Origin of the sequence: Arsukibacterium tuosuense (genome assembly GCF_900215315.1) — a bacterium.
GTDB classification, from domain to species: Bacteria; Pseudomonadota; Gammaproteobacteria; order Enterobacterales; family Alteromonadaceae; genus Alishewanella; species Alishewanella tuosuense.
Genome location: NZ_OBEB01000001.1, coordinates 939561 through 964179 on the forward strand (window position 1 = coordinate 939561; position 24619 = coordinate 964179).

Annotated in this window: 21 protein-coding genes; 6 read left to right on the top strand and 15 right to left on the bottom strand. The window is 48.1% G+C overall.

Going from position 1 to position 24619, the window contains the following annotated elements; genetic code table 11:
• The first annotated feature begins 98 nt into the window (after positions 1–98).
• A complete protein-coding gene (locus tag CRO03_RS04355) occupies positions 99–992 on the top strand; it encodes an LOG family protein (protein WP_097110301.1) in 894 nt (297 codons plus the stop codon).
• A 23-nt stretch (positions 993–1015) separates the two neighbouring features.
• On the opposite strand, the gene tyrA is transcribed toward CRO03_RS04355, so the two are convergent.
• From tyrA to ffh, 8 genes are all read right to left on the bottom strand, one after another.
• The gene (gene tyrA, locus CRO03_RS04360; RefSeq protein WP_097110302.1) at positions 1016–2152 is read right to left on the bottom strand and encodes a bifunctional chorismate mutase/prephenate dehydrogenase; all 1137 of its coding nucleotides are present in this window, start codon (positions 2150–2152) and stop codon (positions 1016–1018) included.
• Between the two features lie 17 nt (positions 2153–2169).
• Positions 2170–3228, bottom strand: a complete 1059-nt coding sequence (locus tag CRO03_RS04365; RefSeq protein WP_097110303.1) for a 3-deoxy-7-phosphoheptulonate synthase — start codon at positions 3226–3228, stop codon at positions 2170–2172.
• A 240-nt stretch (positions 3229–3468) separates the two neighbouring features.
• Entirely contained in the window at positions 3469–4119 is a 651-nt protein-coding gene (locus CRO03_RS04370; RefSeq protein WP_097110304.1) for a DNA-J related domain-containing protein, read from the bottom strand.
• Positions 4120–4157: 38 nt separating this feature from the next.
• The gene (gene rplS, locus CRO03_RS04375; RefSeq protein ID WP_097110305.1) at positions 4158–4517 is read right to left on the bottom strand and encodes a 50S ribosomal protein L19; all 360 of its coding nucleotides are present in this window, start codon (positions 4515–4517) and stop codon (positions 4158–4160) included.
• Between the two features lie 22 nt (positions 4518–4539).
• Positions 4540–5316: a tRNA (guanosine(37)-N1)-methyltransferase TrmD gene (trmD, locus tag CRO03_RS04380; protein ID WP_097110306.1), complete on the bottom strand. Its 777-nt coding sequence runs from the start codon at positions 5314–5316 to the stop codon at positions 4540–4542.
• Positions 5316–5852: a ribosome maturation factor RimM gene (gene rimM / locus CRO03_RS04385; RefSeq protein ID WP_097110438.1), complete on the bottom strand. Its 537-nt coding sequence runs from the start codon at positions 5850–5852 to the stop codon at positions 5316–5318. The genes trmD and rimM overlap by 1 nt, the downstream gene beginning before the upstream one ends.
• Before the next feature lie 27 nt (positions 5853–5879).
• Complete coding sequence (gene rpsP / locus CRO03_RS04390) at positions 5880–6131, bottom strand: 30S ribosomal protein S16 (protein ID WP_026349270.1); 252 nt, start codon at positions 6129–6131, stop codon at positions 5880–5882.
• Positions 6132–6267: 136 nt separating this feature from the next.
• Complete coding sequence (ffh, locus tag CRO03_RS04395) at positions 6268–7635, bottom strand: signal recognition particle protein (protein ID WP_097110307.1); 1368 nt, start codon at positions 7633–7635, stop codon at positions 6268–6270.
• Between the two features lie 167 nt (positions 7636–7802).
• On the opposite strand from ffh, the gene CRO03_RS04400 reads away from it, so the two are divergent.
• Positions 7803–8612: a cytochrome C assembly family protein gene (locus CRO03_RS04400; RefSeq protein ID WP_170948934.1), complete on the top strand. Its 810-nt coding sequence runs from the start codon at positions 7803–7805 to the stop codon at positions 8610–8612.
• A gap of 81 nt (positions 8613–8693) precedes the next feature.
• A complete protein-coding gene (locus CRO03_RS04405) occupies positions 8694–9983 on the top strand; it encodes an HlyC/CorC family transporter (RefSeq protein WP_097110308.1) in 1290 nt (429 codons plus the stop codon).
• 45 nt (positions 9984–10028) lie between these two features.
• On the opposite strand, the gene CRO03_RS04410 is transcribed toward CRO03_RS04405, so the two are convergent.
• Both CRO03_RS04410 and gshA read right to left on the bottom strand, forming a co-directional pair.
• Entirely contained in the window at positions 10029–10667 is a 639-nt protein-coding gene (locus CRO03_RS04410; protein ID WP_097110309.1) for a transglycosylase SLT domain-containing protein, read from the bottom strand.
• A gap of 138 nt (positions 10668–10805) precedes the next feature.
• Positions 10806–12392, bottom strand: coding sequence for a glutamate--cysteine ligase (gene gshA / locus CRO03_RS04415; RefSeq protein ID WP_097110310.1), 1587 nt, complete (start codon positions 12390–12392; stop codon positions 10806–10808).
• A 214-nt stretch (positions 12393–12606) separates the two neighbouring features.
• On the opposite strand from gshA, the gene CRO03_RS04420 reads away from it, so the two are divergent.
• The gene (locus tag CRO03_RS04420; RefSeq protein ID WP_097110311.1) at positions 12607–14154 is read left to right on the top strand and encodes a methyl-accepting chemotaxis protein; all 1548 of its coding nucleotides are present in this window, start codon (positions 12607–12609) and stop codon (positions 14152–14154) included.
• An 84-nt stretch (positions 14155–14238) separates the two neighbouring features.
• On the opposite strand, the gene pssA is transcribed toward CRO03_RS04420, so the two are convergent.
• The 4 genes from pssA to rluD form a co-directional block, all read right to left on the bottom strand.
• On the bottom strand, positions 14239–15075 hold the full coding sequence (pssA, locus tag CRO03_RS04425; protein WP_097110312.1) for a CDP-diacylglycerol--serine O-phosphatidyltransferase: 837 nt from the start codon (positions 15073–15075) through the stop codon (positions 14239–14241).
• 196 nt (positions 15076–15271) lie between these two features.
• On the bottom strand, positions 15272–17845 hold the full coding sequence (gene clpB / locus CRO03_RS04430; protein WP_097110313.1) for an ATP-dependent chaperone ClpB: 2574 nt from the start codon (positions 17843–17845) through the stop codon (positions 15272–15274).
• A 127-nt stretch (positions 17846–17972) separates the two neighbouring features.
• A complete protein-coding gene (gene pgeF / locus CRO03_RS04435) occupies positions 17973–18725 on the bottom strand; it encodes a peptidoglycan editing factor PgeF (RefSeq protein ID WP_097110314.1) in 753 nt (250 codons plus the stop codon).
• Between the two features lies 1 nt (position 18726).
• Entirely contained in the window at positions 18727–19701 is a 975-nt protein-coding gene (gene rluD / locus CRO03_RS04440) for a 23S rRNA pseudouridine(1911/1915/1917) synthase RluD (RefSeq protein WP_097110315.1), read from the bottom strand.
• Between the two features lie 122 nt (positions 19702–19823).
• Between rluD and CRO03_RS04445 the strand changes: the two genes are divergently transcribed.
• Positions 19824–20570 carry an outer membrane protein assembly factor BamD gene (locus tag CRO03_RS04445; protein WP_097110316.1) on the top strand — a complete coding sequence of 249 codons (747 nt, stop codon included), beginning with the start codon at positions 19824–19826 and terminating at the stop codon, positions 20568–20570.
• Positions 20571–20623: 53 nt separating this feature from the next.
• On the opposite strand, the gene radA is transcribed toward CRO03_RS04445, so the two are convergent.
• Positions 20624–21982: a DNA repair protein RadA gene (gene radA, locus CRO03_RS04450; protein WP_097110317.1), complete on the bottom strand. Its 1359-nt coding sequence runs from the start codon at positions 21980–21982 to the stop codon at positions 20624–20626.
• Between the two features lie 118 nt (positions 21983–22100).
• Between radA and CRO03_RS04455 the strand changes: the two genes are divergently transcribed.
• Positions 22101–24614 (top strand): PilZ domain-containing protein, encoded by a 2514-nt coding sequence (locus tag CRO03_RS04455; RefSeq protein ID WP_097110318.1) that lies wholly within the window; start codon positions 22101–22103, stop codon positions 24612–24614.
• The last annotated feature ends 5 nt before the right edge of the window (positions 24615–24619 follow it).

A 24619-nucleotide genomic window follows, 5' to 3' on the forward strand; every position in this document is an offset into this window, starting at 1 on the left:
CTGTGTTGCTGTTTTATATCGCATCTTGCCTGCTAAAAGATTAGTCTATATCAAACATATTGTTAGTTTGTGGTAAACACCACTTTGCAGGAGCCGTTATGTCCGACGCGCATAGCCTATATAAACGCCATTTCACGTCAGCGGAAGAGTCACAGCAAGCCATTGCCAAACTGCAAGACCATGACTCTTATAAACTGGCTTTTGCTGACGATACCTTTTTAATGCAGGACGATTTGCGCCATGTCCGGCTGCAGCTGGAATACCTGAAACCACAGCTGGTTTTAGAGCAACATGGGGTTAAAGCGACTATTGTCGTGTTTGGCAGTGCCCGCTTTCTGGCACCTGAGCAGGCTAATAAAAACCTGGAGCTGGCCGAACAGACCCTGGCTAAGCAGCCAGACGATAAGGCCTTGCAACTGACACTGCAGCAGGCAAAACGCGACCAGAAAAACAGTGAATACTATCTGGCTTCACAGCACTTTTCACAGCTGGTGACTGACCACAGCAATAAACACCAGGATAGTGCCTTAATGATTATCAGTGGCGGCGGCCCTGGGGTAATGGAAGCGGCAAACCGCGGCGCCATGGCAGCCGGCGGTGAGAGTATCGGTTTAAACATCGTGTTACCAAAAGAGCAGAACCCTAACCCGTACATTACCCCGCATTTTTGTTTTCAGTTTCACTACTTTGCCATTCGTAAAATGCATTTCTTGCAGCGAGCCAGAGCATTAGTCGCTTTTCCTGGTGGATTCGGCACCCTGGATGAGTTATTTGAAACCTTAACCCTGATTCAAACTAAGAAAGCCGAACGGGTGCCGGTTATTTTGTACGACAAAGCGTTCTGGCAAAAACTGATTAACTTCGACATGCTGGCAGAACAGGGCTTAATCAGTCCGCAGGACTTAGAGTTGATTCAGTATGCCGACACCCCGGAACACGCCTGGCAACTGATTTATGATTACTATGAGTTAGGGCAAACTCAGCCCGAGTAAAACCCCAATTTCAGATCAGCAACCTAGCTGCGGCTATCGGCTGCCTTTTGCAGCAGTTGCTTACTTTCCTGCAGAAACTGGCCGGCCAGTTCGCCGAAAAACTGCTGGCCTTTGGCAAACTGAGCCATTAAACCGGCTTTGTCCTGGTTTTTCAGCAATTGCAGCAGCTCACTAAAGCGCTGCTGGTAGCGCTCCAGCAATGCGGTTACATCAGCCGAAGACAGCATAATATCGGCATACAGCTCTGCATTCTGGGCAAATAAGCGTCCTACCATCGCCAGCTCCAACCGGTATATTGGTGAACTTAACTGTAGCAGCTGCGCTAAATCAGCCTGCTCGTCCGCTAAATGGCTGCCGTATACCAGCGATGAAAAGTGGCGCATCGCCTGAATAAGCTGCATCGCCTTATCGTGTTCAAACGCACTCTGGCTGGCTAACTCAGCCCCCCACACCCGCAGTTGCTGTAATAGCCACTGATACTGTTCAGCTGCCCGGCCATCACATACCACCACGACCTGTTTTACCAGATTGGTAATATCCGGGCCGAACATCGGGTGTAAGCCAACAACCGGGCCTTGGTGCTTAGCCAGCATCGCTGCCAGAGGCTGCTGCTTAATACTGGTAATATCGGCCAGTACGCAATCTGCTGGCAAAGCCGGTAGCTGGTTAATCACTTGCTCAGTTAAGGTGATTGGCACGGCAACCAGCACCAGAGCCGCATCAGCGCATAACGCACTGGCCTCTGGCCAGTCGGCTTGCTCCAACACCACCACCTGATAACCAGAGCGCTGAAATAAACTGACAAAGCGCTGGCCCAGCGCGCCGGCGCCACCGACTACTACAACTTTGCCGCCGCCAGGCCGGCAGCACACGAAGTGGCTTTCCTGAGTCGCGTAAGACTCGCGCATTATCCGGCGCAGCACATCTTCAACCAGCTCCGGAGAAACCTGCTGCGCCAGTGCCTGCTCGCGTCGGGCTGCCAACAACAGCTGCTCACGCTCTGGCACGTAAACCGGCAAGGCAAATTGTTGTTTTACCCTGCCGACTTGCGCCGTTACCTTGGCCCGTTCAGCAAGTAATTGCACCAATTTAATGTCAATGCTGTCAATTTGCTCTCGTAGCGGCGCTAACTCTTGCTGTGCCTGTTGTTGTTTGTCCATGCTGTTATTTACCCATGCTAGGCTGCTGCCACCAAACGTTGCATTTGCTGGTGCAAACTGGCCAATAGCTGCGCTGTCGTATCCCAATCAATACAGGCATCGGTTACCGAAACACCATAGTGCTCGGCTTTGCCATTAGTCAGATTTTGGCGACCACCAGATAAATGACTTTCCAGCATAATGCCAATAATTGCTTCGGTGCCGGCCAGTCGCTGTGATAACACCGCTTCGGCCACTGCTGGCTGGCGATTATGATCTTTATTCGAGTTACCATGGCTGCAGTCCACTACTATGCCGTGTGGTAAATTCAGTTTATCCAGCTCGGCCAAAGCAGCGTTAACACTGTCAGCATCATAATTAGGCTTAACCCCACCACGCAAAATAATATGACCATCCGGATTACCGGCGGTTTGCACCAGGCTTACTTCACCACGTTGATTAATACCGATAAAACTATGGCCACTGGCCGCCGACTGTAAGCCATTCAGTGCCACGTTTAAATTACCATCGGTACCATTTTTAAAGCCAACCGGCATCGACAGACCACTGGCCATTTCCCGGTGGGTTTGTGACTCAACGGTACGGGCTCCTATTGCTGCCCAGCTAATCAAATCGGATAAATACTGTGGGCTGATCGGATCCAGTGCCTCAGTAGCAGTCGGCAGTTCCATTTCAACCATTTTTAACAACAGCTCACGCCCCCAGGTTAAACCAGTCTCAAGATCAAACGAATCGTCCAGGTGCGGGTCATTGATGAAGCCTTTCCAGCCTACTGTGGTACGCGGCTTTTCAAAATAGACCCGCATAACAATGTATAAACTGTCGATGTATTGTTGCTGTAAGGCTTTTAACTTAGTGGCGTATTCAATTGCCGCTACCGGATCATGAATTGAGCAGGGCCCTGTAACGACTAACAGCCTTTTATCACGACCATGCACTATATTGGCAATATCAGCCCGGGCCCGGGCGACAAAATCCGCTCCCTGCTCGGACAATGGCAGGGCTTTTTTCATTACTGCCGGCGGGCTTAATGGCTTGGTTGCCACTATTCTTAAATCATCAACGATCTGGCTCATGCTAACTCCACTGGATACTGTTGTGCTGGTGTTTAAGCATAGATAAAAACGACGTAATAACTGGTCTGACGCTTTGATGTAAACTTATAAATACAGCACGTAATTAATTAAATACGATTTGTGCATACTAAAGATCTAAGCTATTAGCGTCAACCCATTGCAGACCAATAAATACGCAATAGCTGACTTATTTTCAGCAAATTAAAAGTGTAAATAATTAGATACAGGTGGGCATCGACTTTAAAATTGTCGTAGCAGCAACTGATAGGCCTGACGAATTCGAATAAATTTAGCAGCATTGCCCTTAGTGCGATCGGTATGACGATCGGGATGATATAACAACGCCTGGCTGCGATATGCTTTTTTCAGCTGGGCCAGGTTGAAACCGTGCGTTAGTTGCAATAGCTCCTCAGCCTGCGCCGGGCTAAGTTGAGGTTCGTCCCTTTCGCCTTTGCTGTAAAACTGCCAGAACTGCTGCAGATAGTCATCCAACAATTGCTCACTCATGGCATAAAAGTTTTGCCAGTCGGTGTAGTACTCGCGCCGGCTGCGGTTATCAGTATCCGCGGCCAGTATTGCGGTATTCGCTGATCCGGTATCAAGCAAGCTTACCTTTGCCAGGCCAATACTCAGAAAGCCTTCGCCAGTGGCAAGCCACTCCGTTTGTAAACGGTACAATAAGTGGTACAGCACAAAATGCTGTTGAAAACGCTGTAAATCGGGGCTGAGTTCGCTGTCAGTACTGAGTTTTAGTCCCAGGCGGGACATTAAATACTGCTCGGTCAGGGTGTCAACCCGGTTCGCAGACATTGCAGAGTGGATCAGGCTGGCCAGCTGATTTTTTAACAGCTGTAATACCGGCTTAGTGAGTGGAGCTTGAGTTAACGTCATAAGAAAAAGGCCGGCATATGCCGGCCTTTACGGGTTGCTTAGTTAAGCTTTTCGCGGATACGCGCTGATTTACCTGAACGATCGCGTAAATAGTAAAGCTTAGCACGGCGAACCGCACCACGGCGTTTAACAGTAATACTGTCAATTAACGGGCTGTGCGTCTGGAATACACGCTCAACACCTTCGCCGTTAGAAATTTTACGGACGGTGAAGGCTGAATGCAGACCACGGTTACGCTTGGCAATAACTACGCCTTCGTATGCCTGCAGACGGCTTTTGTCGCCTTCTTTAACTTTAACCTGAACTACAACAGTGTCGCCCGGCGCGAAGGCTGGAACGTCTTGCTTTAATTGTTCATCTTCAAGTTGTTTGATGATGTTTTGGCTAACTTTGCTCATAACAATCTCACTTTACCTGGAATTAACTATCTTGCTGCTGCAACGCCTGGTGTTCCTGTTGAAACTCAGCCAGTAATTTGCGTTGCTCCTTAGTCAGAGCCAGGGGTTTTAATATATCTGGCCGTCTTAACCAGGTTCTACCAAGAGCCTGTTTCAAACGCCAGCGTCTGATTTCTTCGTGGTTACCGCTCAGTAAAACTGACGGCACCTGTTTATTGGCTAACACCTCAGGCCGGGTATAATGCGGACAGTCCAGCAAGCCGTCAGAAAATGAATCCTGCGCTGCGGATAAGTCGTGCCCAAGTACACCAGGTACTAAGCGAGATACTGCATCAATCAGTGTCATCGCCGGCAACTCGCCCCCACTTAACACGTAATCACCCACTGACCATTCTTCGTCAATTTCGCTTTCGATTACGCGCTCATCAATGCCTTCGTAACGGCCAGCTACTAATAGTAGCTTATCGTGCGCGGCCAGCTCAGCCACACCTTGTTGATCTAACTTACGGCCCTGCGGCGATAAGTAGATGGTGTGAACCTTGCCTCCTGCGGCTTGTTTTGCCGCCCGAATTGCTTCGGTCAGAGGCTGAACCATCATTAACATGCCCGGGCCACCGCCATAAGGCCGGTCATCAACGGTACGATGCTTATCCGTGGTAAAATCCCGCGGGTTGTAGCATTGTAACTGCATAATGCCCTGCTTTACTGCCCGGCCGGTTACCCCGTATTGCGTTATTGCATCAAACATCTCTGGAAATAACGTTACTACGCCAAGCCAGAGTTTAGTGTTTTCCTGCATTAAAACGCCGGGTCCCAGTCAACAATAATCCGCTTTTCAGCCAGGTTGACGCTTTTTACCACTGTATCGGTTAAAAACGGCAACAAACGCTCTTTCTTACCAAATGCATCTGTCCGGTTGGCTTTCACCACGATAACGTCGTTCGAGCCTGTTTCCATCATGTCCGACACTTCACCTAAGTGATAACCCGCTTCGTTTACTACGGCCAGACCCATCAGATCTTTCCAGTAGTAATCGCCATCTTCTAATGAAGGTAGCGCCTGCGCTGTTACCGCAATTTCAGCGTTAACATAACGCTGGGCTAAGTCACGGTCATTGATGCCGTCCAGTTTCGCTATCAGGCCATTACTATGGCGCTTCCAGCTTGCAACCTGCACCGGTAGCCAGTTACCCTGCAATTTAATCTGCCAGGGTGTGTAGTCAAATATCCCTTCCGGGATGTCGGTGTAAGCATTTACCTTAAGCCAGCCATTAATGCCGTATACGGCACCAAACTTACCAAGGACAACTAAGTCTTTGTCGTCTTTGTCACTCAAGGTTACCACTCCACACCAAATTGCTAATTAAGCAGCTGCTTTCTTAGCGGTTTTTACCAGGTTTGCAACGCGGTCACTTAATGCAGCACCTTGTGCTACCCAGTGATCAACACGCTCCAGGTCCAGACGCAGTTTCTCTTCAGTACCGCCAGCGATTGGGTTAAAGAAACCCACGCGCTCAATAAAGCGGCCGTCACGAGCAAAACGGCTGTCCGCTACCACAACTTGGTAAAATGGACGCTTTTTCGCGCCACCACGTTGTAAACGAATAGTTACCATACCGTCCTCTAAAAATAATCGTTCAGGTTTTAAAAAATAATAAAGCCCCCAGTCAGACTGAAGGGCTGCTGCATTGTACGGATTTTTGCTGCAAATGCAAGCCATTTCAGGCTTTGCAGCGGGTCCGTTAGCCTGTTTAGCGCGGGGGTAACATCCCCGGTGGCAGTTTGCCGCCCAGACCACGCATCATTTTCATCATGCCGCCTTTGCCAGACATCTGCTTCATCATTTTCTGCATCTGCATAAATTGTTTCAGCAACTTGTTGATATCCTGCACCTGACAGCCGGAGCCAGCGGCAATTCGCTTTTTACGCGAACCTTTAATAAGGTCCGGGTAATTGCGCTCTTTTGGAGTCATCGAGTTAATAATAGCTTCCATCCGGACAAACTGCTTCTCATCCAGCTGGCCGGCGGCACCTGCCGGCAGGTTTTTCATACCAGGCAACTTGTCCATCAGCGACATCATACCGCCCATGCCGCGCATCTGCACTAACTGGTCCCGAAAATCTTCCAACGAAAAGCCTTTGCCTTTCATCATCTTCTGGGCCATTTTCGCCGCTTTATCTTTATCGACTTTCTGTTCCAGATCTTCGATTAAGCTAAGCACATCGCCCATACCTAAAATACGCGAGGCAATCCGGTCCGGGTGAAAGGGTTCTAACGCATCGGTTTTCTCGCCGGTACCAATAAATTTAATCGGCTTACCGGTGATATGACGAATAGATAACGCCGCACCGCCACGGGCATCACCATCGGCCTTGGTTAAGATAACCCCGGTTAGTGGCAATGCTTCATTAAAGGCTTTCGCAGTATTGGCCGCATCCTGACCGGTCATCGCATCGACCACAAACAGCGTTTCTATCGGTTTAACCGCGGCATGCAGCGCTTTGATCTCGTTCATCATATCGCTGTCAACATGCAAACGACCGGCGGTATCGACCAGCAGCACATCAAACATCCGGGTACGGGCGTGAGCAATAGCGGCATTAACAATAGCGACCGGCTGCTGAGTTAAGTCACTGGGAAAAAACTCTACCCCAACATCTGCAGCCAGCGTTTCCAGCTGCTTAATGGCTGCAGGCCGGTAAATATCCGCCGATACCACTAATACTTTTTTCTTTTTGCGCTCTTTTAAAAATTTTGCCAGTTTCGCGACAGAGGTCGTTTTACCGGCGCCCTGCAAACCGGCCATCAGTACCACCGCAGGCGGTTGGGTATTTAGCGCCAGCTCTTCGTTGGCTTCGCCCATCGCTTCTTCCAAAGCTTTACGGACAATTTTAAGAAACTCCTGGCCCGGGGTCAGACTTTTACTAACCTCCAACCCTACTGAGCGCTCTTTTACGTTGGCAACAAAATCCCGTACCACCGGTAACGCAACGTCTGCTTCTAATAAAGCCATCCTGACTTCGCGCAAGGTGTCTTTAATATTGTCTTCCGTCAGCCGGCCGCGGCCACTGATATTTTTTAAGGTTTTACTTAACCGATCAGACAGGTTCTCAAACATTTTTATTACCCGTATTCAACTATTGCGTCGATTATAACGCAGCCAGCCAGTTACGTCAGCCGCTTATCACATGCTAAAGTTGCAAGTGGTAACTCCCCGGTATAACTACTGGGCATTGCTAAACAGTTACCATACAATAGCCAACTAACTGAATTACAGGATTGTTAATGATGACTGGACTGCTTCCCTTATTCGCATTGGCTGCCTATTTACTGGCGACAGGCTCAGTGTTAATGCGGTTGTTTCATCCCAAAGGTCCGCATTTTAAATTGATGTTCAGTGCCGGTATGGTTGGCCTGGTATTACATATGCTGGCCCTGACCCAAACCCTGTTTACCCCGGCCGGTCAGAACTTCAGCCTGATAAATGTCAGTTCCCTGGTGTGCTGGTTGGTAACAGTTGCCGTCACCCTGACCGCGCTGCGCACCCCCACCATACTACTGCTACCTGTGGTATACGGTTTTGCTGCGTTAATGCAAATTGCCACCTTGCTGGTGCCTCAGGACTTGCAGCTACAACACTTTGAACAAAACATTAGTCTGCTGGTGCATATTACCGTGGCATTTCTGGCTTATGTGGTACTTACCATGGCAACCTTATATTCCTTTCAGGTCAGTTACATCAGCACTAAGCTTAAGCAAAAAGATTTCATCCCGGTAAGCCAGTATTTACCTCCTTTAATGCAGGCAGAAGCAATCCAGTTTCGGCTGTTAATGGCAGGTACTGTGCTACTGGGCCTTGCTTTGGCTATAGGGGTGGTATTTATTGACAACTGGTTGGACAAAGCCAATCTGCATAAGACCGTGCTAAGCACTCTGGCTTTTCTGGTTTTTGTCAGCTTATGCTGGGGCCACGCCCGCAAAGGCTGGCGCGGCAAGACCGCTATTACCCTAACGATAATTGGCACCAGCCTGCTAACTCTGGCTTATTTTGGCAGCCGCTTTGTTAAAGAAGTGATAATTGACCGGCTAGGCTGAATTTAACGGTTTTTAATGGCGCCCGGCGCTAAACTGCTGTTAAGATGCAAACTGATGTTTGGTAATAAAGGTATTTAGCTTTTGGACGACATATCGACCAGTACGCTGTTTATAATTTTAGGCGTACTAATTGTGCTTTCCGCTTACTTCTCAGGTTCTGAAACAGGCATGATGTCTGTTAACCCGTACCGCCTTAAACACCTGACCAATGCAAAAAACAAGGCCGCGCTGCGGGTTACTCAGCTGTTAAAACGTCCGGACCGCTTAATAGGCCTTATCCTGATTGGCAATAATCTGGTTAATATTTTCGCTTCAACTGTGGCGACAATTATAGGCGTCAGACTGTATGGCGACTATGGCGTCGCTATAGCGCCAATTGTGTTGACTGTGGTTATCTTAATTTTCGCAGAAGTCACGCCAAAAACCTTAGCCGCATTACATCCGGAAAAAGTAGCACTGCCAACATCAGCAGTATTATCTGTTTTACTGAAGATTTTTTATCCATTTGTCTGGGCACTGAATAAAGTCACCAATGGTCTGCTTAACTTACTCGGTGTCAGCCCGGAAAGGCACCAGGGCAATAGTTTAAGCGCGGAAGAACTGCGCACAGTGGTATATGAAGCCGGTGCACTGATCCCGGAGCAGCATCAGAATATGCTGGTTGGCGTGCTGGATTTGGAAAATGCGACCGTTGAAGATATTATGATCCCGCGCAATGAGATTGTCGGCATCGATATTAACGATGAATGGAAAGATATCGAACGGCAGCTGGCTAATTTTCAGTACAGTCGTATTTTACTTTATCGGGATAATATTGACGATGCCATCGGCTTTGTTCACCCGCGCGAACTGATGCGTTTATTAATTAAAGAACAACTAACTAAAGCTTCGCTGTTACGCGCTGCCAGTGAAATATATTTCATCCCGGAAGGTACCCCCCTCAACACCCAATTATTGAAGTTTCAGGGCGCCAAGGACCGGATAGGCCTGGTGGTAGATGAATATGGTGATATTCAGGGTCTGGTTACCCTGGCTGATATCTTAGAAGAAGTGGTTGGCGAATTCACTACAGACATTGCTGAAGACACCAACGAGGATATCCTGGCCCAGCCCGATGGCACCTTTTTAATTGATGGCAGTATCAACTTGCGGGATTTAAACCGGGAAATGAAAATGGCATTTCCAACCGATGGTCCGAAAACGCTAAATGGCTTAATTCTTGAGTATCTTGAGGAAATTCCACAGGGCCAACTCTGTGTAAAACTGGCGGGTTATCCAATGGAAATTGTTGATGTGCAGGACAATATGATTAAAAGTGTCCGGCTGTTAGTCAATCCGAAGAAAGCGGCTGCAAAAAAATCAGCCCATTAAGCTAATAATCCAACTGACAACATACCCTGACTTCAGGCGGCATGATTAACCGAAGAACAGCCGCCATAACCAGCCTCGCTGTAATTCCTGTTCACATTGTTTCAGCTGGGCGCTATATATCTTGGCCCGGTCGTCAACCCGGCGTGCTACCGTTAGTAACCAGGCTTTATTTTTATAACTGCCACGCCGGTAACCGCCCCAGCCCTCATGGTAATTCAGGTATTGATTATAGCCATCCCACTTCGATACTTTATTCAGCCGGTGGGTTTTATCGATATACCACCCCATAAAGTCGATAGCATCCGCAAAATCATTACGACTGGCCCAGAACCGATCAGCTTCTTTAACATACTCATCCCAGGTAACGGTTTTTGCCTGCGAGTAACCATAAGCTGAGCTGGCGCGGCCATAGGGAATAAACCCCAGGAACCAGCGCATAGGTGGCCTGGCGTTATGTTTAAAGCTGCTTTCCTGATACATGATACTCATCGGCAACGCTATCGGCATTCCCCACTTATCACTGGCTGCTGCCGCTGCTTTATACCAGGAACGGTTTTCCCGGAAAATTTCGCATATATCAGAGGTGTTCTGTGGAGGAGACGTACTACAGCCGACGAGCACCACGGTTAATGTTATTGCAACTGCAGTTTTAAAGTACTTATGGCTAATTTGAACTTTATTCATCGAGCTGATTCTAACAGGATGCAAGGATGCAAACCAAGTTTTTGTTATTCCCTGGATTCTCCTTTTAGCGGCTGCCACCTGGCAGCCGTTTTTTTTACAGTTCTTCATTTAAATTGCTTTATCAGATGCCATGATCAGCTAACTGCAGGCAGGTACCTCCGCAAAATACTCGGTAATATACTGGTCAAAACTCAGGGTATCAGCCGCTTCAATCTGCTGCTGTTGCTGCACTGAATCTATTGCCGCCGCGGAAAAATCTGCGGCAGTGTAAAACTGATAATCTTCTTTAAGTAGCGCTGTCCGGTATTGCCCGGCCTTCGCCAACATAAAATGACCATTATCCTGTTGGGAAGATAGTAGTTGGTTTAACAATTTGCCTGAAAAGGTTTGCGCCGGGTCCAGTAAGCACAGGTAATACTGTTTTAAGGCAGCCTGGTATGCTGTCCCCTGGTAAGCGGCATCCAGCCAGTTAGCTATTGGCATCATATCGGCAAATATTTGCTCGGCCCAATCCAGCATTAATCTGTTATTACCGTCGTGAATTAACTCCAGATTAATACGCCGGCCATCAGTGACCACTCTACGCAGATTCTGCTCTGTCACCATTTGTTGCTCATCAGACAGTGTCGGACTGTCCTGTAATAAACAATAAAGTAAAAATACATCCAGAAACCGCATTTGCTCAGCAGTTATACCTATCGGGCTAAAGGGATTAACGTCTAACGCCCTCACTTCGATATACTCAACCCCACGCTTGGCCAAAGCGCAGGTCGGCCGCTCACCCGATTCAGTGGTTCGTTTTGGCCGGATAGTTGAGTAAAATTCGTTTTCAATCTGCAACACATTGCCATTGAGTTGCTGATACTCATCATTTTTCTTAACACCAATATCCTGATACTCAGCCGATGGCTGACTAACGGCATTGTGCAAACCCGCAATATATTCCGGTAAGCTGTTATAGGTGATACTCAGGCTTGACTGGGCGCTGTTGGTATAACCTAAGTCACTCATCCGCAACGAGGTAGCATAAGGCATATACAGTGTACCTTTACCAAGCTGTTGAAACGGATAGCGTGAACTGCGCCCCGCCAGAAATGATTTACACATGGCAGGCGACGCACCAAACAGATAAACAATAAGCCAGGCATGGCGCTTGTAATTGCGAATAAGTGCCAGATATTGTTCTGAAATAAAGTCTTGTAATGGACTCTGATCACCAAGCTGTTGCTGGTATAACAACCAAAAACTTTGTGGTAATGAGAAGTTATAATGCACGCCGCTTATTGCCTGCATCATACTGCCATAACGGTTATGCAGACCTTTGCGGTATAAGGTCTTCATCCGGCCAACGTTAGAACTGCCATATTGCGCTAACGGTATGGTGGTGTCCTGATCGATAAAACACGGCATACTGGCTGGCCAGAGACCTTCCTCTCCCAGCTGTTTCACCGTATAGCGATGGATATCTGCTAACTGAGCCAGGGTGGTCTCGATCTTGTCACTGGCCGGCGTGATAAACTCAAGCAGCGACTCGGAAAAGTCAGTGGTGATCCAGGGATGCGTTAATGCAGAACCAAGGCTGGCAGGATGCGGTGTCAATGCCAGACTACCGTCGTGATTAATGCGCAGGGTTTCGCGTTCTATACCTCGCTTTATCCCAACTACAGCATCTTTATTTTTATCGGTCGCCAGCGCATGCAGACGATGTTGCAGGATATCAGCCAAGTGGAACCCTTACTTTTAAATTGTGCCATCCAACATGGGGTGGCAACCTCAAAATCTCAAGCATGGTTGCTAATTTACCGCGCGGAAGTAATTTCAACAATCTCTTTGTCATGACAGTGCGCTCAACAACCCGAATGTGCGGGTGAGTTTGCTGAAATAAACTATTATTTACAGTACTATTGTAGAACAGACCGCAAAACCCTCCAGGAGCAGCATGAATCGCCGCAACAGCCATTTAATCAACGAAGAAATAAGCTACTCCGCCAATGAAGAACTGGTGTCGACCACCGACCTGCGGGGTGTTGTAACTTACGCCAACCCCGCTTTTTGTAAAATTGCCGGCTACAGTGCGGAAGAAATGATTGGTAAAAATCATAATATTGTTCGTCATCCGGATATGCCGGCTGCCGCCTTTGCCGACTTATGGCAAAAGCTAAAAAAGGGAGAGTCGTGGCGGGGGATTGTAAAAAACCGCTGCAAAGACGGTCGTTACTATTGGGTGGATGCTTTTGTCACTCCTATTTTTCAACAGGATAAACTGGTCGGCTATCAATCTGTGCGGGTTAAACCAGACAGTCAGACTGTCAAACGGGCGGAACTGAGTTATCCGGCAATGCTGGCAGGTAAAACGCCATCTGACTGGCGCAGCAATTTCGGTTTGAAACGGCTGGTGGCTGCGCTGCTTTCAATAATAGTCCTGGCAGTAGGTAGTTGGTTTTTTGGCGTGGCATTTCTACTTGCAATCCTACTGCCGATTATCTTGCTGGTTTGCTTTTACGACGAACTAGTGGTTATTCCTGACAAACTGCAACAGCAAAAACAACAATTTGACAGCGTCTCCCGCTGGATTTACTCCGGCTTCGGCCCATTTGGTATTGCAGATTTTCAAAACAAGATGTTGCAGGCCCGCTTAAGAACGGTATTAGGCCGGACCATGGACAGCACAGCAGTACTTAGTCATATTGCCGAAAGCCAGACTGAGGCGGTAAAACTAACGGAACAAGGCGTTGCCCGGCAACACCAGCAACTGATTAGTATTGCTGCTGCTATCCATCAATTGAACGCCACCGTACAGGACATTGCAGGCCGAACGGTGGATACGAACCAGCATGTTGCTGACACTCATGCAATTTGCGAATTGGCCAAACAAGCGATGCAACAAACTGCCAGCACTGTTCAGCAGTTAGCTACAGAGGTGAGTGGCGCGGCGAATACCGCAGATAGCCTGGCAACGGAAGCAGAACGAATTGGCACGGTGATGACTGAAATTCAGGGTATTGCGGATCAAACCAATTTACTGGCACTTAATGCCGCTATTGAAGCAGCCAGAGCCGGCGAGCATGGCCGGGGTTTCGCAGTGGTCGCAGATGAAGTAAGAGCCTTATCAACCCGCACCCATAAAGCGACAGAACAAATTAAATTGTCTATTGCTGAGATTCAGCAAACGCTGCTAAGTTGGGGCAAAGTGATGCAACAAAGTAAGCAGCAAACTGAGTTGTCAGTTAGCCAAACTCAGCAAAGTCAGCTGCAGCTAGCAGAAATTGTCAGCATGATGAATACCATTACCAATCTCTCTGGCCAGATAGCCACCGCGGCCACCCAGCAAGGAGCAGTAGCTCAGGATGTCGAAGCTAATGTGGCTGCTATTCAAAATATTGCCGATGGCAATCTGGCCAATATAAAAATCGTTGCTGAAAACAGTCAGCAACTTCAGCAAAAGGCTAGTGAAATCAGAAGCTTAAACAAGAGCTTTGGCCGATAACAATAGTGCCGTTACTTTAAAAAGTAACGGCACTATTTCTTCGCTAAATTTGTCGGTAGTTAATTTTACACACTAAAACGCTAGCTACTGCTGCGGTTCGTTGTCAGGCTCGTCAACTTTTACTGCATCATTGCGTTCCTGTAGCTCGTCAGCAAAATCAGCATCATTAGTATCACCAACCACATGTTCCAACTTTAGCTTGCGCACACTTCGTATGGTAGTAACGGGACCGGAGCAGGCATAGATAAAAAAGATACCAAATAACATTTCTGCCGGACGGGCGGCAATAACGACAAACACCAGTACCACACACAATATCGCTAAAAACGATACCCGATCGCGCCAGTTAACGTCTTTAAATGAATGATAGCGAAAATTACTCACCATCAGTAAGCCGGTAACTATAGTAAGCAAGCCAACCAGATAACCAATTTTATCGCCATTTATCTCATAAATTGACCCTGTCCATACCATACCGGCAATAATTGCCGCCGCAGCCGGGCTGGCTAACCCCTGAAAAAAACGGCCATCGGTAACACTCAGGTTTGCGTTAAAACGTGCCAGGCGCAGCGCCGCGCAAGCCACAAAAACAAATGCAGCCAGCCAACCAAATTTACCTAAATCTACCAGCCCCCAATTGTAGGCAACCAGCGCCGGCGCAACACCAAATGACAGCATATCTGACATACTATCGTACTGGGCGCCAAATTCACTTTGGGTGTTCGTCAGCCGGGCAACACGGCCATCCAGTCCGTCAAAAATCATCGCGATAAAAATTGCCACCGCAGCAGCTTCAAAGCGGCCATTCATTGACGAGACTATTGCGAAAAAACCTGCAAATAAGCCACCTGTTGTCAGCAGGTTTGGCAGCAGATAAATGCCTTTGCGGGGGCCTGTGTCAGTACTGTTTGAATCTGTCATAAAAGATCTTTTCTGATTAGCAATAAGTAGATTATAAGGGACTTACCCTAACATGGATAGGCAGAGGGCAAAAGTTGCTGCACTTTCAGCAATTAACCAGTTGGCAGTAAAAAGAAATTTAAAGAAAACCGCAACAATAAGACTATAGTCTCGTCGTTGCGGTTGTTCTGTTAGTGCTTAGTGTTGCTAACACAGGTTAACTGGTAATAACAAATTGCTCGCCATCATGATCAACTTTAATAGTCGCACCGGGTAGCATAGTACCCTGTAACAACGTTTGCGCTAACGGGTTTTCCAGATGTTGCTGAATAGCCCTTTTTAACGGCCTGGCGCCAAATAAAGGGTCAAAACCCACTGCCGCCAGTTTATCCAGCGCGGCCTCGGATACTTCCAGTTCGAACTGACGATCCTGCAACCGCTTTTCCAGCCTGCCAAGTTGGATCCGGGCAATTTTCTTAATTTGACCGGTATCCAGCGGGTGAAAAACTACTGCCTCATCTAACCGGTTCAGAAACTCTGGCCGGAACTGTTTGCTCAATACCCCCATCAGCATGTCTTTCATTTGCTGGTAGCTATATTCCTGATAATGTTCCTGAATCAAGTCTGAGCCCAGGTTGGACGTCATAATAATTACGCTGTTTTTAAAGTCAACAGTCCGGCCCTGACCATCAGTTAACCTGCCATCATCCAGCACCTGCAGCAGAATATTAAATACATCCGGATGGGCTTTCTCAACCTCATCCAACAGGATCACCGAGTAAGGTTTACGGCGCACCGCCTCAGTTAAATAGCCGCCCTCTTCGTAGCCAACATAGCCAGGAGGTGCCCCCACCAGCCGGGACACGGCGTGTTTTTCCATAAACTCTGACATATCAATCCGCACCATTGCATCTGGGCTGTCGAATAAGAACTGCGCCAGTGACTTGGTGAGCTCGGTTTTACCTACCCCGGTTGGCCCCAGAAACAGGAAAGAACCAATAGGTTTGTTAGGATCAGCCAGGCCGGCGCGGGAGCGCCGTATCGCATTGGCTACCGCAGTTACCGCCTCATGTTGACCAACTACAGTACCGTGCAATGCGTCTTCCATCCGTAACAACTTATCGCGCTCACCCTCCAGCATTTTACTGACCGGAATACCGGTAGCTTTAGACAGCACATCGGCAATTTCCTGCTCGGTGACTTTATGACGCAGTAAGGTCATCTCCTGCATTTCAGCCTGGCTGGCTAAATCCAGCCGCTTTTCCAGCTCAGGAATGCGACCATACTGCAACTCGGACATCCGCTGCAGATCACTTACCCTGCGGGCAACTTCTAAGTCCAGCCTTGCTTGCTCTAACTCAGCTTTAATATTCTGGGTACCTTGTAGCGCCGCTTTTTCAGACTCCCAGACCTCATCAAGCTCGTTATAATTCTTATCGAGCTCCTGAATTTGCTCCTGAATAATGTCCCGGCGCTTTTTACTGCCCTCGTCCGACTCTTTAGCCAGGGCATTATCTTCCAGTTTCAGCTGAATGATCCGCCGCTCCAGTCGATCAAGTTCCTCTGGTTTTGAATCCATTTGCATCCGGATGCTGGATGCGGCCTCGTCGATTAAATCTATCGCTTTGTCAGGTAGTTGTCTGTCGCTGACATAGCGATGCGATAAGGTTGCCGCGGCCACAATAGCAGGATCGGTAATTTCGACAGCGTGGTGTAACTCATAGCGCTCTTTCAAGCCACGCAAAATTGCAATGGTATCTTCAACACTGGGTTCTTCTACCAATACTTTTTGAAAACGCCGCTCCAGCGCCGCATCCTTTTCAATATACTTGCGGTACTCGTCTAAGGTGGTGGCGCCAAGACAATGTAATTCACCACGGGCCAATGCGGGTTTCAGCATATTGCCGGCATCCATAGCACCTTCTGCTTTACCGGCACCCACCATGGTATGAATTTCATCAATAAACAAAATAACCTGGCCTTCTTCTTTAGCCAGTTCATTTAATACCGCTTTTAAACGCTCTTCAAATTCGCCGCGATATTTGGCACCCGCCAGTAAGGAGCCCATATCCAGGGACAATACCCGTTTGTTCTTCAGGCCTTCAGGCACTTCTTTATTAATTATCCGTAGTGCCAATCCTTCGACAATAGCGGTTTTGCCGACACCTGGCTCACCAATAAGTACCGGGTTATTTTTAGTCCGGCGCTGCAATACCTGAATGCAGCGACGGATCTCTTCATCGCGGCCAATAACCGGGTCTAGTTTACCGGCTTCAGCGCGGGCAGTAAGATCGATAGTGTATTTGGTTAATGCCTGGCGGCTATCCTCAGCATTCGGATCATCGACATTCTGACCTGCCCGGATGTCTTCGATTGCTGCATTCACTTTGTCTTTAGTTACCCCAAGCAAGCGCAGAATATTACCAAGCTCAGTCTTATCTTCTGTCGCAGCCAGCACAAACAGCTCACTGGAAATAAACTGGTCTTTGCGTTTTTGAGCAAATTTATCGCATTGCTGCAACAGCTGGGCAGTTGCAGCAGACAATTGCAAATTGGTACCCTCGCCCTCTACCCGCGGCAGGTGTTCAATCGCCTTGCTGACTTTGGCGCGAAGCTCATTAAAGTTAATCGCGATTTTATTCAGCAAATCACGGACAGTGCCCCCCTCCTGATTTAACAGGGCGAACATTAAATGCACCGGCTCGATAAACTGCTGATCACGGCCCAGCGCCAATGATTGTGCATCGGCGATAGCTTCCTGGAATTTACTGGTAAATTTGTCTAAACGCATGCTTAGCTCCACATCATGTAACCTAGATGTGTAGTAAGATTGGGTGGAATTGGGCAAATATCAAGCAACAAACGTCAAAAATTTGACTTAGATCAGAAAAACAACTTAGCCTTTAGCTACTGACGTCTTACTCAAGCCAGATAGCAGTAGCCATTCTGCCGGTTTGGCCATCGCGCCGATAGGAAAAAAAATCGCGGGCTTGCTGGTAAGTACAGTGCTCTCCACCATAAACCGCAGTTACACCACAGCGTGCCAGGCGCTGGCGAGCCAACAGATATAAATCTGCCTGCCATTTCCCCTGCTCGCCAGCGACAAAAGCACGGCCAGCAGCGGGGTCCTGCTGCATAAAGGCTGCGCGCACTTCAGCGCCCACTTCAAAAGCAGCCTGGCTGATAGCAGGCCCCAACCATGCCAGACAATTGGCCGGGTGGCTAAACAGTTTTAAGGTGTTTTCTATCACGCCATCGCATAAGCCGCGCCAGCCAGCGTGCACAGCTGCAACTTCAGTGCCGGCCTGGTTACATATCAGCAATGGTAAGCAGTCGGCAGTCATTACGGTGCAAACAAGCCCTGGCTGCTGGCTGAAACTGGCATCAGCATTAACAGCTTTGGTAACGCCTGATGAAAGCGTTACACATCTGGTGCTGTGGGTTTGATTAAGCCACCCTGGCTGGCCTGGCATTTTTGCTATAGCCTGAAACAGCTTGCGGTTGTAGCTGACTGCCGCAGGATCATCCCCCACATGGTTACCTAAATTCAGGCTGTGGAATGGCCCAACTGAACAGCCACCTGGCCGGGTAGAGCTGACGGCCTTCACATTGACAGGTGCCGGCCAGGCGGGAGTCAGCAACTCAGGCGTCGCCAGCACAGAAGCTGTCATCTCAGGCTTCGTCCATACCATGCAGCAAGGTATCGGCCCGCAGTGCTGCATTTAGCTCAACCAAATCATCAGGTAACGGCGCATGCCATTCCAGAATTTCACTGGTTATCGGATGCGCTAACCGCAACATAGCTGCATGTAAAGCCTGGCGCTTAAAATTGCGTAGCATGACCAGCAAACTCTCTGCCGCTTTACGGGGTGGTCGCGGCCGACCGCCGTATACCGGATCGCCGACTAAGGAGTGATTTATAAACGCCATATGCACCCGGATCTGATGGGTACGGCCCGTTTCCAGCCGTAACCGTAACCGGGTATGGCCACGATATTTTTCCATCACCCGGTAATGGGTCACAGCAGGCTTGCCACCGTCAATTACCGCCATTTGGGTCCGTTTTGTCTGGTGGCGGCCTATTGGCTGATTAACAAAACCGCCGCCGGTCATTTTGCCGTAACAAATGGCTTCATATTCGCGGGTAATTTCCCGCGCCTGCATCGCTTCAACCAAATGGGTTTGCGCCGGAATGGTTTTCGCCACCACCATTAAACCCGTGGTATCTTTGTCCAGACGGTGGATAATGCCGGCCCGTGGCACCTCGGCAATAGATGGACAATGGTGTAATAACGCATTTAGCAAGGTGCCATCAGCATTACCGGCACCCGGGTGCACTACCAGCCCGGCAGGTTTATTTATCACCAGAATATGTTCATCTTCATGCAAAATATCCAGTGCTATCGGTTCAGCGCCAAAACGTTGCTCTTCGACAATATCTGCAATAATATCAACCTGTTCGCCACCGACAACCTTGAATTTCGGCAGGTTATGAACACTCTGGTCCAGCTGCACAGCATCGGCCAGGATCCACTCTTTTATCCGGGATCGAGAATAATCCGGGAACATTTCGGCTAAAGCCTGATCTAAGCGCTTACCATAAAAGTCATCAGGGACGATTTGTGAAAGTTTTATCTGTTTTGTCATGACGGAAGCAGTTATCCTGTGTGCAACCCCAACTTATCTGGGGTAGAATCGCAATAACGGTCATTTTAGCGATTTTACACCCGACTAGACAGCCATTTAGCCAAGTAGTTACGGATTTTTACATGAAAGCGAAATTTTTACTGATAGTTGTTGTTTCTTTAGCATTAAGCGCCTGTGCGGGTAAGCCCACTCAGCCTGACCCAGGTACCCAGACTGCTCAGGCAATGTACCAGCAGGCAAAAGAAGTATTAGATAACGGCTTGTACAACAGAGCGGTTGAGTTGTTACAGGCGGTAGAGTCGCGTTATCCGTTCGGTCCATTGGCGCGCCAGGTGCAGCTTGATTTAATTTATGCGTATTATAAAAGTGGCAATTTGCCACAAGCATTAGCCAGTATTGACCGTTTTATCCGGCTTAACCCTAATCAGCCTGACCTGGACTATGTTTATTACATGCGCGGTTTAGCTAATTTAAAAGCTGATGAAAATAGTTTTCAGGAATTTTTTGGGATTGACCGGGCAGACCGCGATTTAAGCAGTACCCGTCAGGCATTTGATGATTTCAAAATTCTGGTTACTAACTATCCAGCCAGTAAATACAGCACTGAAGCCAAAAAACGGATGGTCCAGATTAAAGATACCCTGGCACGTCACGAGCTAATGATTGCAGATTATTATATGCGCCGTGGCGCATATCTGGCAGCAGCCAACCGGGGTAAGTATGTAGTGGAATACTATCGTGACTCTCCCCATGTTGAGCAGGCGCTGGAAGTAATGGTAGAAAGCTATGACAAGCTGGGTCTGGACAAGTTGAAAACGGATACCTTTAAAGTGCTGAAACATAACTTTCCGGCGAACAACCGATTCTGATAAAAAAGCCCCGGACAATACCGGGGCTTTTTCGAAATACAATGACAATAGCTTTAAATTGCTTCTAATGCCTCTGCCAGTTTAGACACTGCCACAACCTCCATGCCCTGAATGTTCTCTTTAGGTTTATTGCCCATCGGCACTATGGCTCTTTTAAAGCCATGCTTCGCTGCTTCTTTCAGACGTTCGATACCGCTTGGCACCGGGCGGATCTCACCTGCCAGGCCGACTTCCCCAAAAACCACTAAATCATTTGGGAGTGGCTTGTCACGGAAACTGGACACCAGCGCCAGCAGCGTCGCTAAATCAGCACTGGTCTCATTAACTTTAACACCACCAACCACATTGACAAATACGTCCTGGTCGGCCATCTGAATGCCTGCATGGCGGTGCATCACCGCAAGCAGCATTGAGATGCGATTCTGCTCCATCCCCAAAGTAACCCGACGCGGATTATTCAGTGGTGAATGGTCGACCAGCCCCTGAATTTCTACCAGCAATGGCCGGGTACCTTCCCACAGCACCATAACAATGCTGCCGGACTGATCTTCTTTACTGCGGGTCAGAAAAATTGCTGAAGGGTTTTTTACTTCTTTCATGCCCTGGCCGGTCATCGCAAAAACACCCAGTTCGTTGACAGGGCCAAAGCGGTTTTTGTTACCTCGTAAAGTGCGATAGCGGCTATCGGTATCGCCCTCCAGCATCACCGAGCAGTCAATACAGTGCTCCAGCACCTTAGGCCCTGCCAATGAGCCATCTTTAGTTACGTGACCAACCATTATAATGGCAATATTGTATTGCTTGGCAAAGCGCGTTAAAAACGCAGCACTTTCTCTTACCTGCGACACACTGCCAGGCGCGGACTGAATATCAGCCAGGTGCATCACCTGAATAGAATCGATAACCATGATCCGTGGCTTTTCCTGCTGCGCCAGTAAGCAAACAGTCTCAACATTAGTCTCTGCCAGCATCTTCAGATTGGTGCTGGGTAAGCCTAAACGCTGAGCCCGCATCGCCACCTGTTGTAACGACTCTTCGCCCGTAACATAGAGCGCACTGCCCTGCTCTGCCAGACCACACATTAACTGTAACAATAAGGTACTTTTACCGGCACCTGGTGCCCCACCAATTAAAATGGCTGAGCCCGGCACAATGCCTCCTCCCAGCACCCGGTCGAACTCGGCAAAGCCGGAGCTGAAACGTGGTACCTCCTGCAGGTCAACCTCATCCAGCCGCATTACTCTGGCCTGAGCAGCGCCAGCATACCCCTGGCGGGTTCCGCTGGTTTTCGCTGTTCCCAGCCTGATTTCTGTAATGCTGTTCCAGGCACCACACTCATTACACTGACCTTGCCAGCGCATAAAGTCGGCCCCACACTCATTGCAGACGTAAGCTGTTTTCACTTTTGCCATTACCAAAAATCCTAATTTGAAAGAAAGGCACAGATATTGCTTTTCAATTTATAACAACGTAGCGTACTACGATTATAACCAGAAGACGCCTGAATTTTGGCATCTGAATAATGAAACTATGACCGCTGAAGACCTGAAAGAGTATGTTGGTGTAATTGAGCGCATGAAAAGCCTGATGAACTCTGCGGAGTTTGATCAGGTTTTCAGCTTGCTGACATCAGACTTGCCCAAATCTAAACAATTTCTGTTGAAAATGGAATTGAAGCGCATGGCACAGCCATGCGACTATTTTATTGATTTACGCGGCCATGTTGATGGTGAAGTTCGTCCATTTGTTTATCGGGAAAAGACCCATTATATGGACGACAAAGCCATTCAGATATTTGAAAATGGTATTAAACAATATGGTGGCTACACTCTCGGTGTCTATGAAGAAGTAATGAACGCCGACAACAACTTTCGGGTAATGCATAAAAAAGAAACGGCGCAACGGGTTAAATCTGCATTGCAAACCAATGAGTCAGGTGACGATAACAGCTCTGCTGCAACGCCGGGTGAACAAGGTGCGGCCAAATTAGTAACCTTTGGCCATTATGTAAACCGTACTGAAGAACGGATGAACTTTGGCATTGATGTTGAGGTTAAAATAAATGACAGTCGCTTTGTCGCCACCACCAGCGACCTGTCTATTTCAGGCTGTAAATTGAAAATCCCCAAGGGCAGAACAGCAGAACCCGGCGATACCGTAACTATTAACTTTACAGGTTTAGAACAGGAATTTACCCTCGATATTCCTCAGGGTATTCAATATACCCTGGTAGATGTTGAGCAGTTGGACAAAGTAAATTACTGGCGCCTGAAAAAGCTGCCAACCGAACAAGACCAGAACTTCAGTAACTTTTTAGAGAAATTTATTCATGGCAATAAGCGCCGTTATAAAGTTAATTTAGATAATACTACTGACGCCGTTACCACTAAAGGTTATGAGCAATTCTACCTGCCAAGGCTGAACAGCCTGCCGGTTTATCTTGCTGTCAATGAGGGAGCGGTGAGCCCCCGTTTTGCCCTGACAACTGATTACAATAAGTCAGTGTGGCATTATTTTCTGGATGAACAGCAACGCTCGGTACTGATAACACTATTATCAGTTAAACGCTTAAAACCACTGTTAGCGCAGCCCGGCCCCGAACGCTCAACCATTCTGTACTGCTTTACCCATGCAGCCAAAGGCAAACTGTATTACTACTCTGCAACGGCTGAAGAGTTGCTGGCCGCGCCTGAATTGCGGGATACATTTTTCGGTTTCGGTGCTACCAAACCTAGCTGGCGGGTATTTCATTTAAATCTGATTAAAACCACAGCTCAGCACGCTACCGCAACCTTTACCTTGCCCAAAGCCCAGCAAAAAACAGAGCAAGCTGAGGCTAAACCCGTTTTGTCGCCCTTAGTGCAAGGTGTAATAAAAAACCTGCGATATATTGCCAGCCTGACAGATATTAGCGCGAATAATGCGGTTAACTACCAGCAATATAACTATAACCCAGCTAATTTAAGCCAGTTAAATCAATTTGGTCATCGCAAATTGGCGCAAGTGCCGCCCTGTGAAGCGATACCCGTGCAATATATAAATTTGCGGGCTGAATCACGATATTTATACAAAACCACAGTGCAGCTGCATCAAAATGAGCAGATGGTAGCGGGATTTAGCCGGGACTTTTCTACCGGTGGCTTACAGATAGAAACAGTAGAGCCGGTAAAATACAATAAAGGCGACATTGTGCAGCTGGATCTGGTTGATTTGCAAAAAATCACCAGTAAACACCAGTTGACTCAGTTGCCCTATGAAGTCATGGCTGTTAGTAAAAGCCATACTATTATGAATCTGCGCGCCCTTCCCACAGAAGATGGTCATACCGGAAAGCAGTTTTTTCAACAATTAATCCAGAATAACCGGGCGAAGTTAACCCTGGCGGAAGAAACCCCGAAATACCCGGGGCTGTCAGAAGCATTACGCAGTATGTATTTAAAGGCGCTAAACAACTTTGCTTTTTATTTACACAGAAAAGGCATTCGTTACGAACTAAATGTTATAGCGCAGGGGGCAACCCCAAACGCGTTGCACACCTTGTTATTACAACACAGTAAAAATGGTCCGCTTGATCTCGAGCTGTTACTGAAAAACAGCACCGCCAATTTGCAATTTGCCCAGCAGCTGAAAGCAATGAAACGGTTTGATCCGCCGAAAAGTTATGAGCTCTATATCAAAGCGCCAAGAACTACAGCAACGTCAGCCGCTTCTCTGGAAAGTTATTACGACTATGAGTTCGATAACGAGCAACAAAAACAGGCATTTATTACAAATACTCTGCGCGAAGCAACCCTGTTTGCATTCCGCTTATTTTTGTCCCGTACCGGACGGCCCGACACAGACTATATCGCCCGAGAAATAAGTTATATCAGTGTGTACGCAATTCATAGGGCCAAAACGCTGGAAGAGGAGCTCTGGAGTGTCGCCGGAGTGGGTGATGCAGTTGATATCAGCAAAGAGTTGGCGTGGCGCTACGGTTGCCTGGAGCATGTGGATGACACGAGTCTGCGCCAGCAACAACTCAGAGATAGCCGCCAGAGCTGACGTAG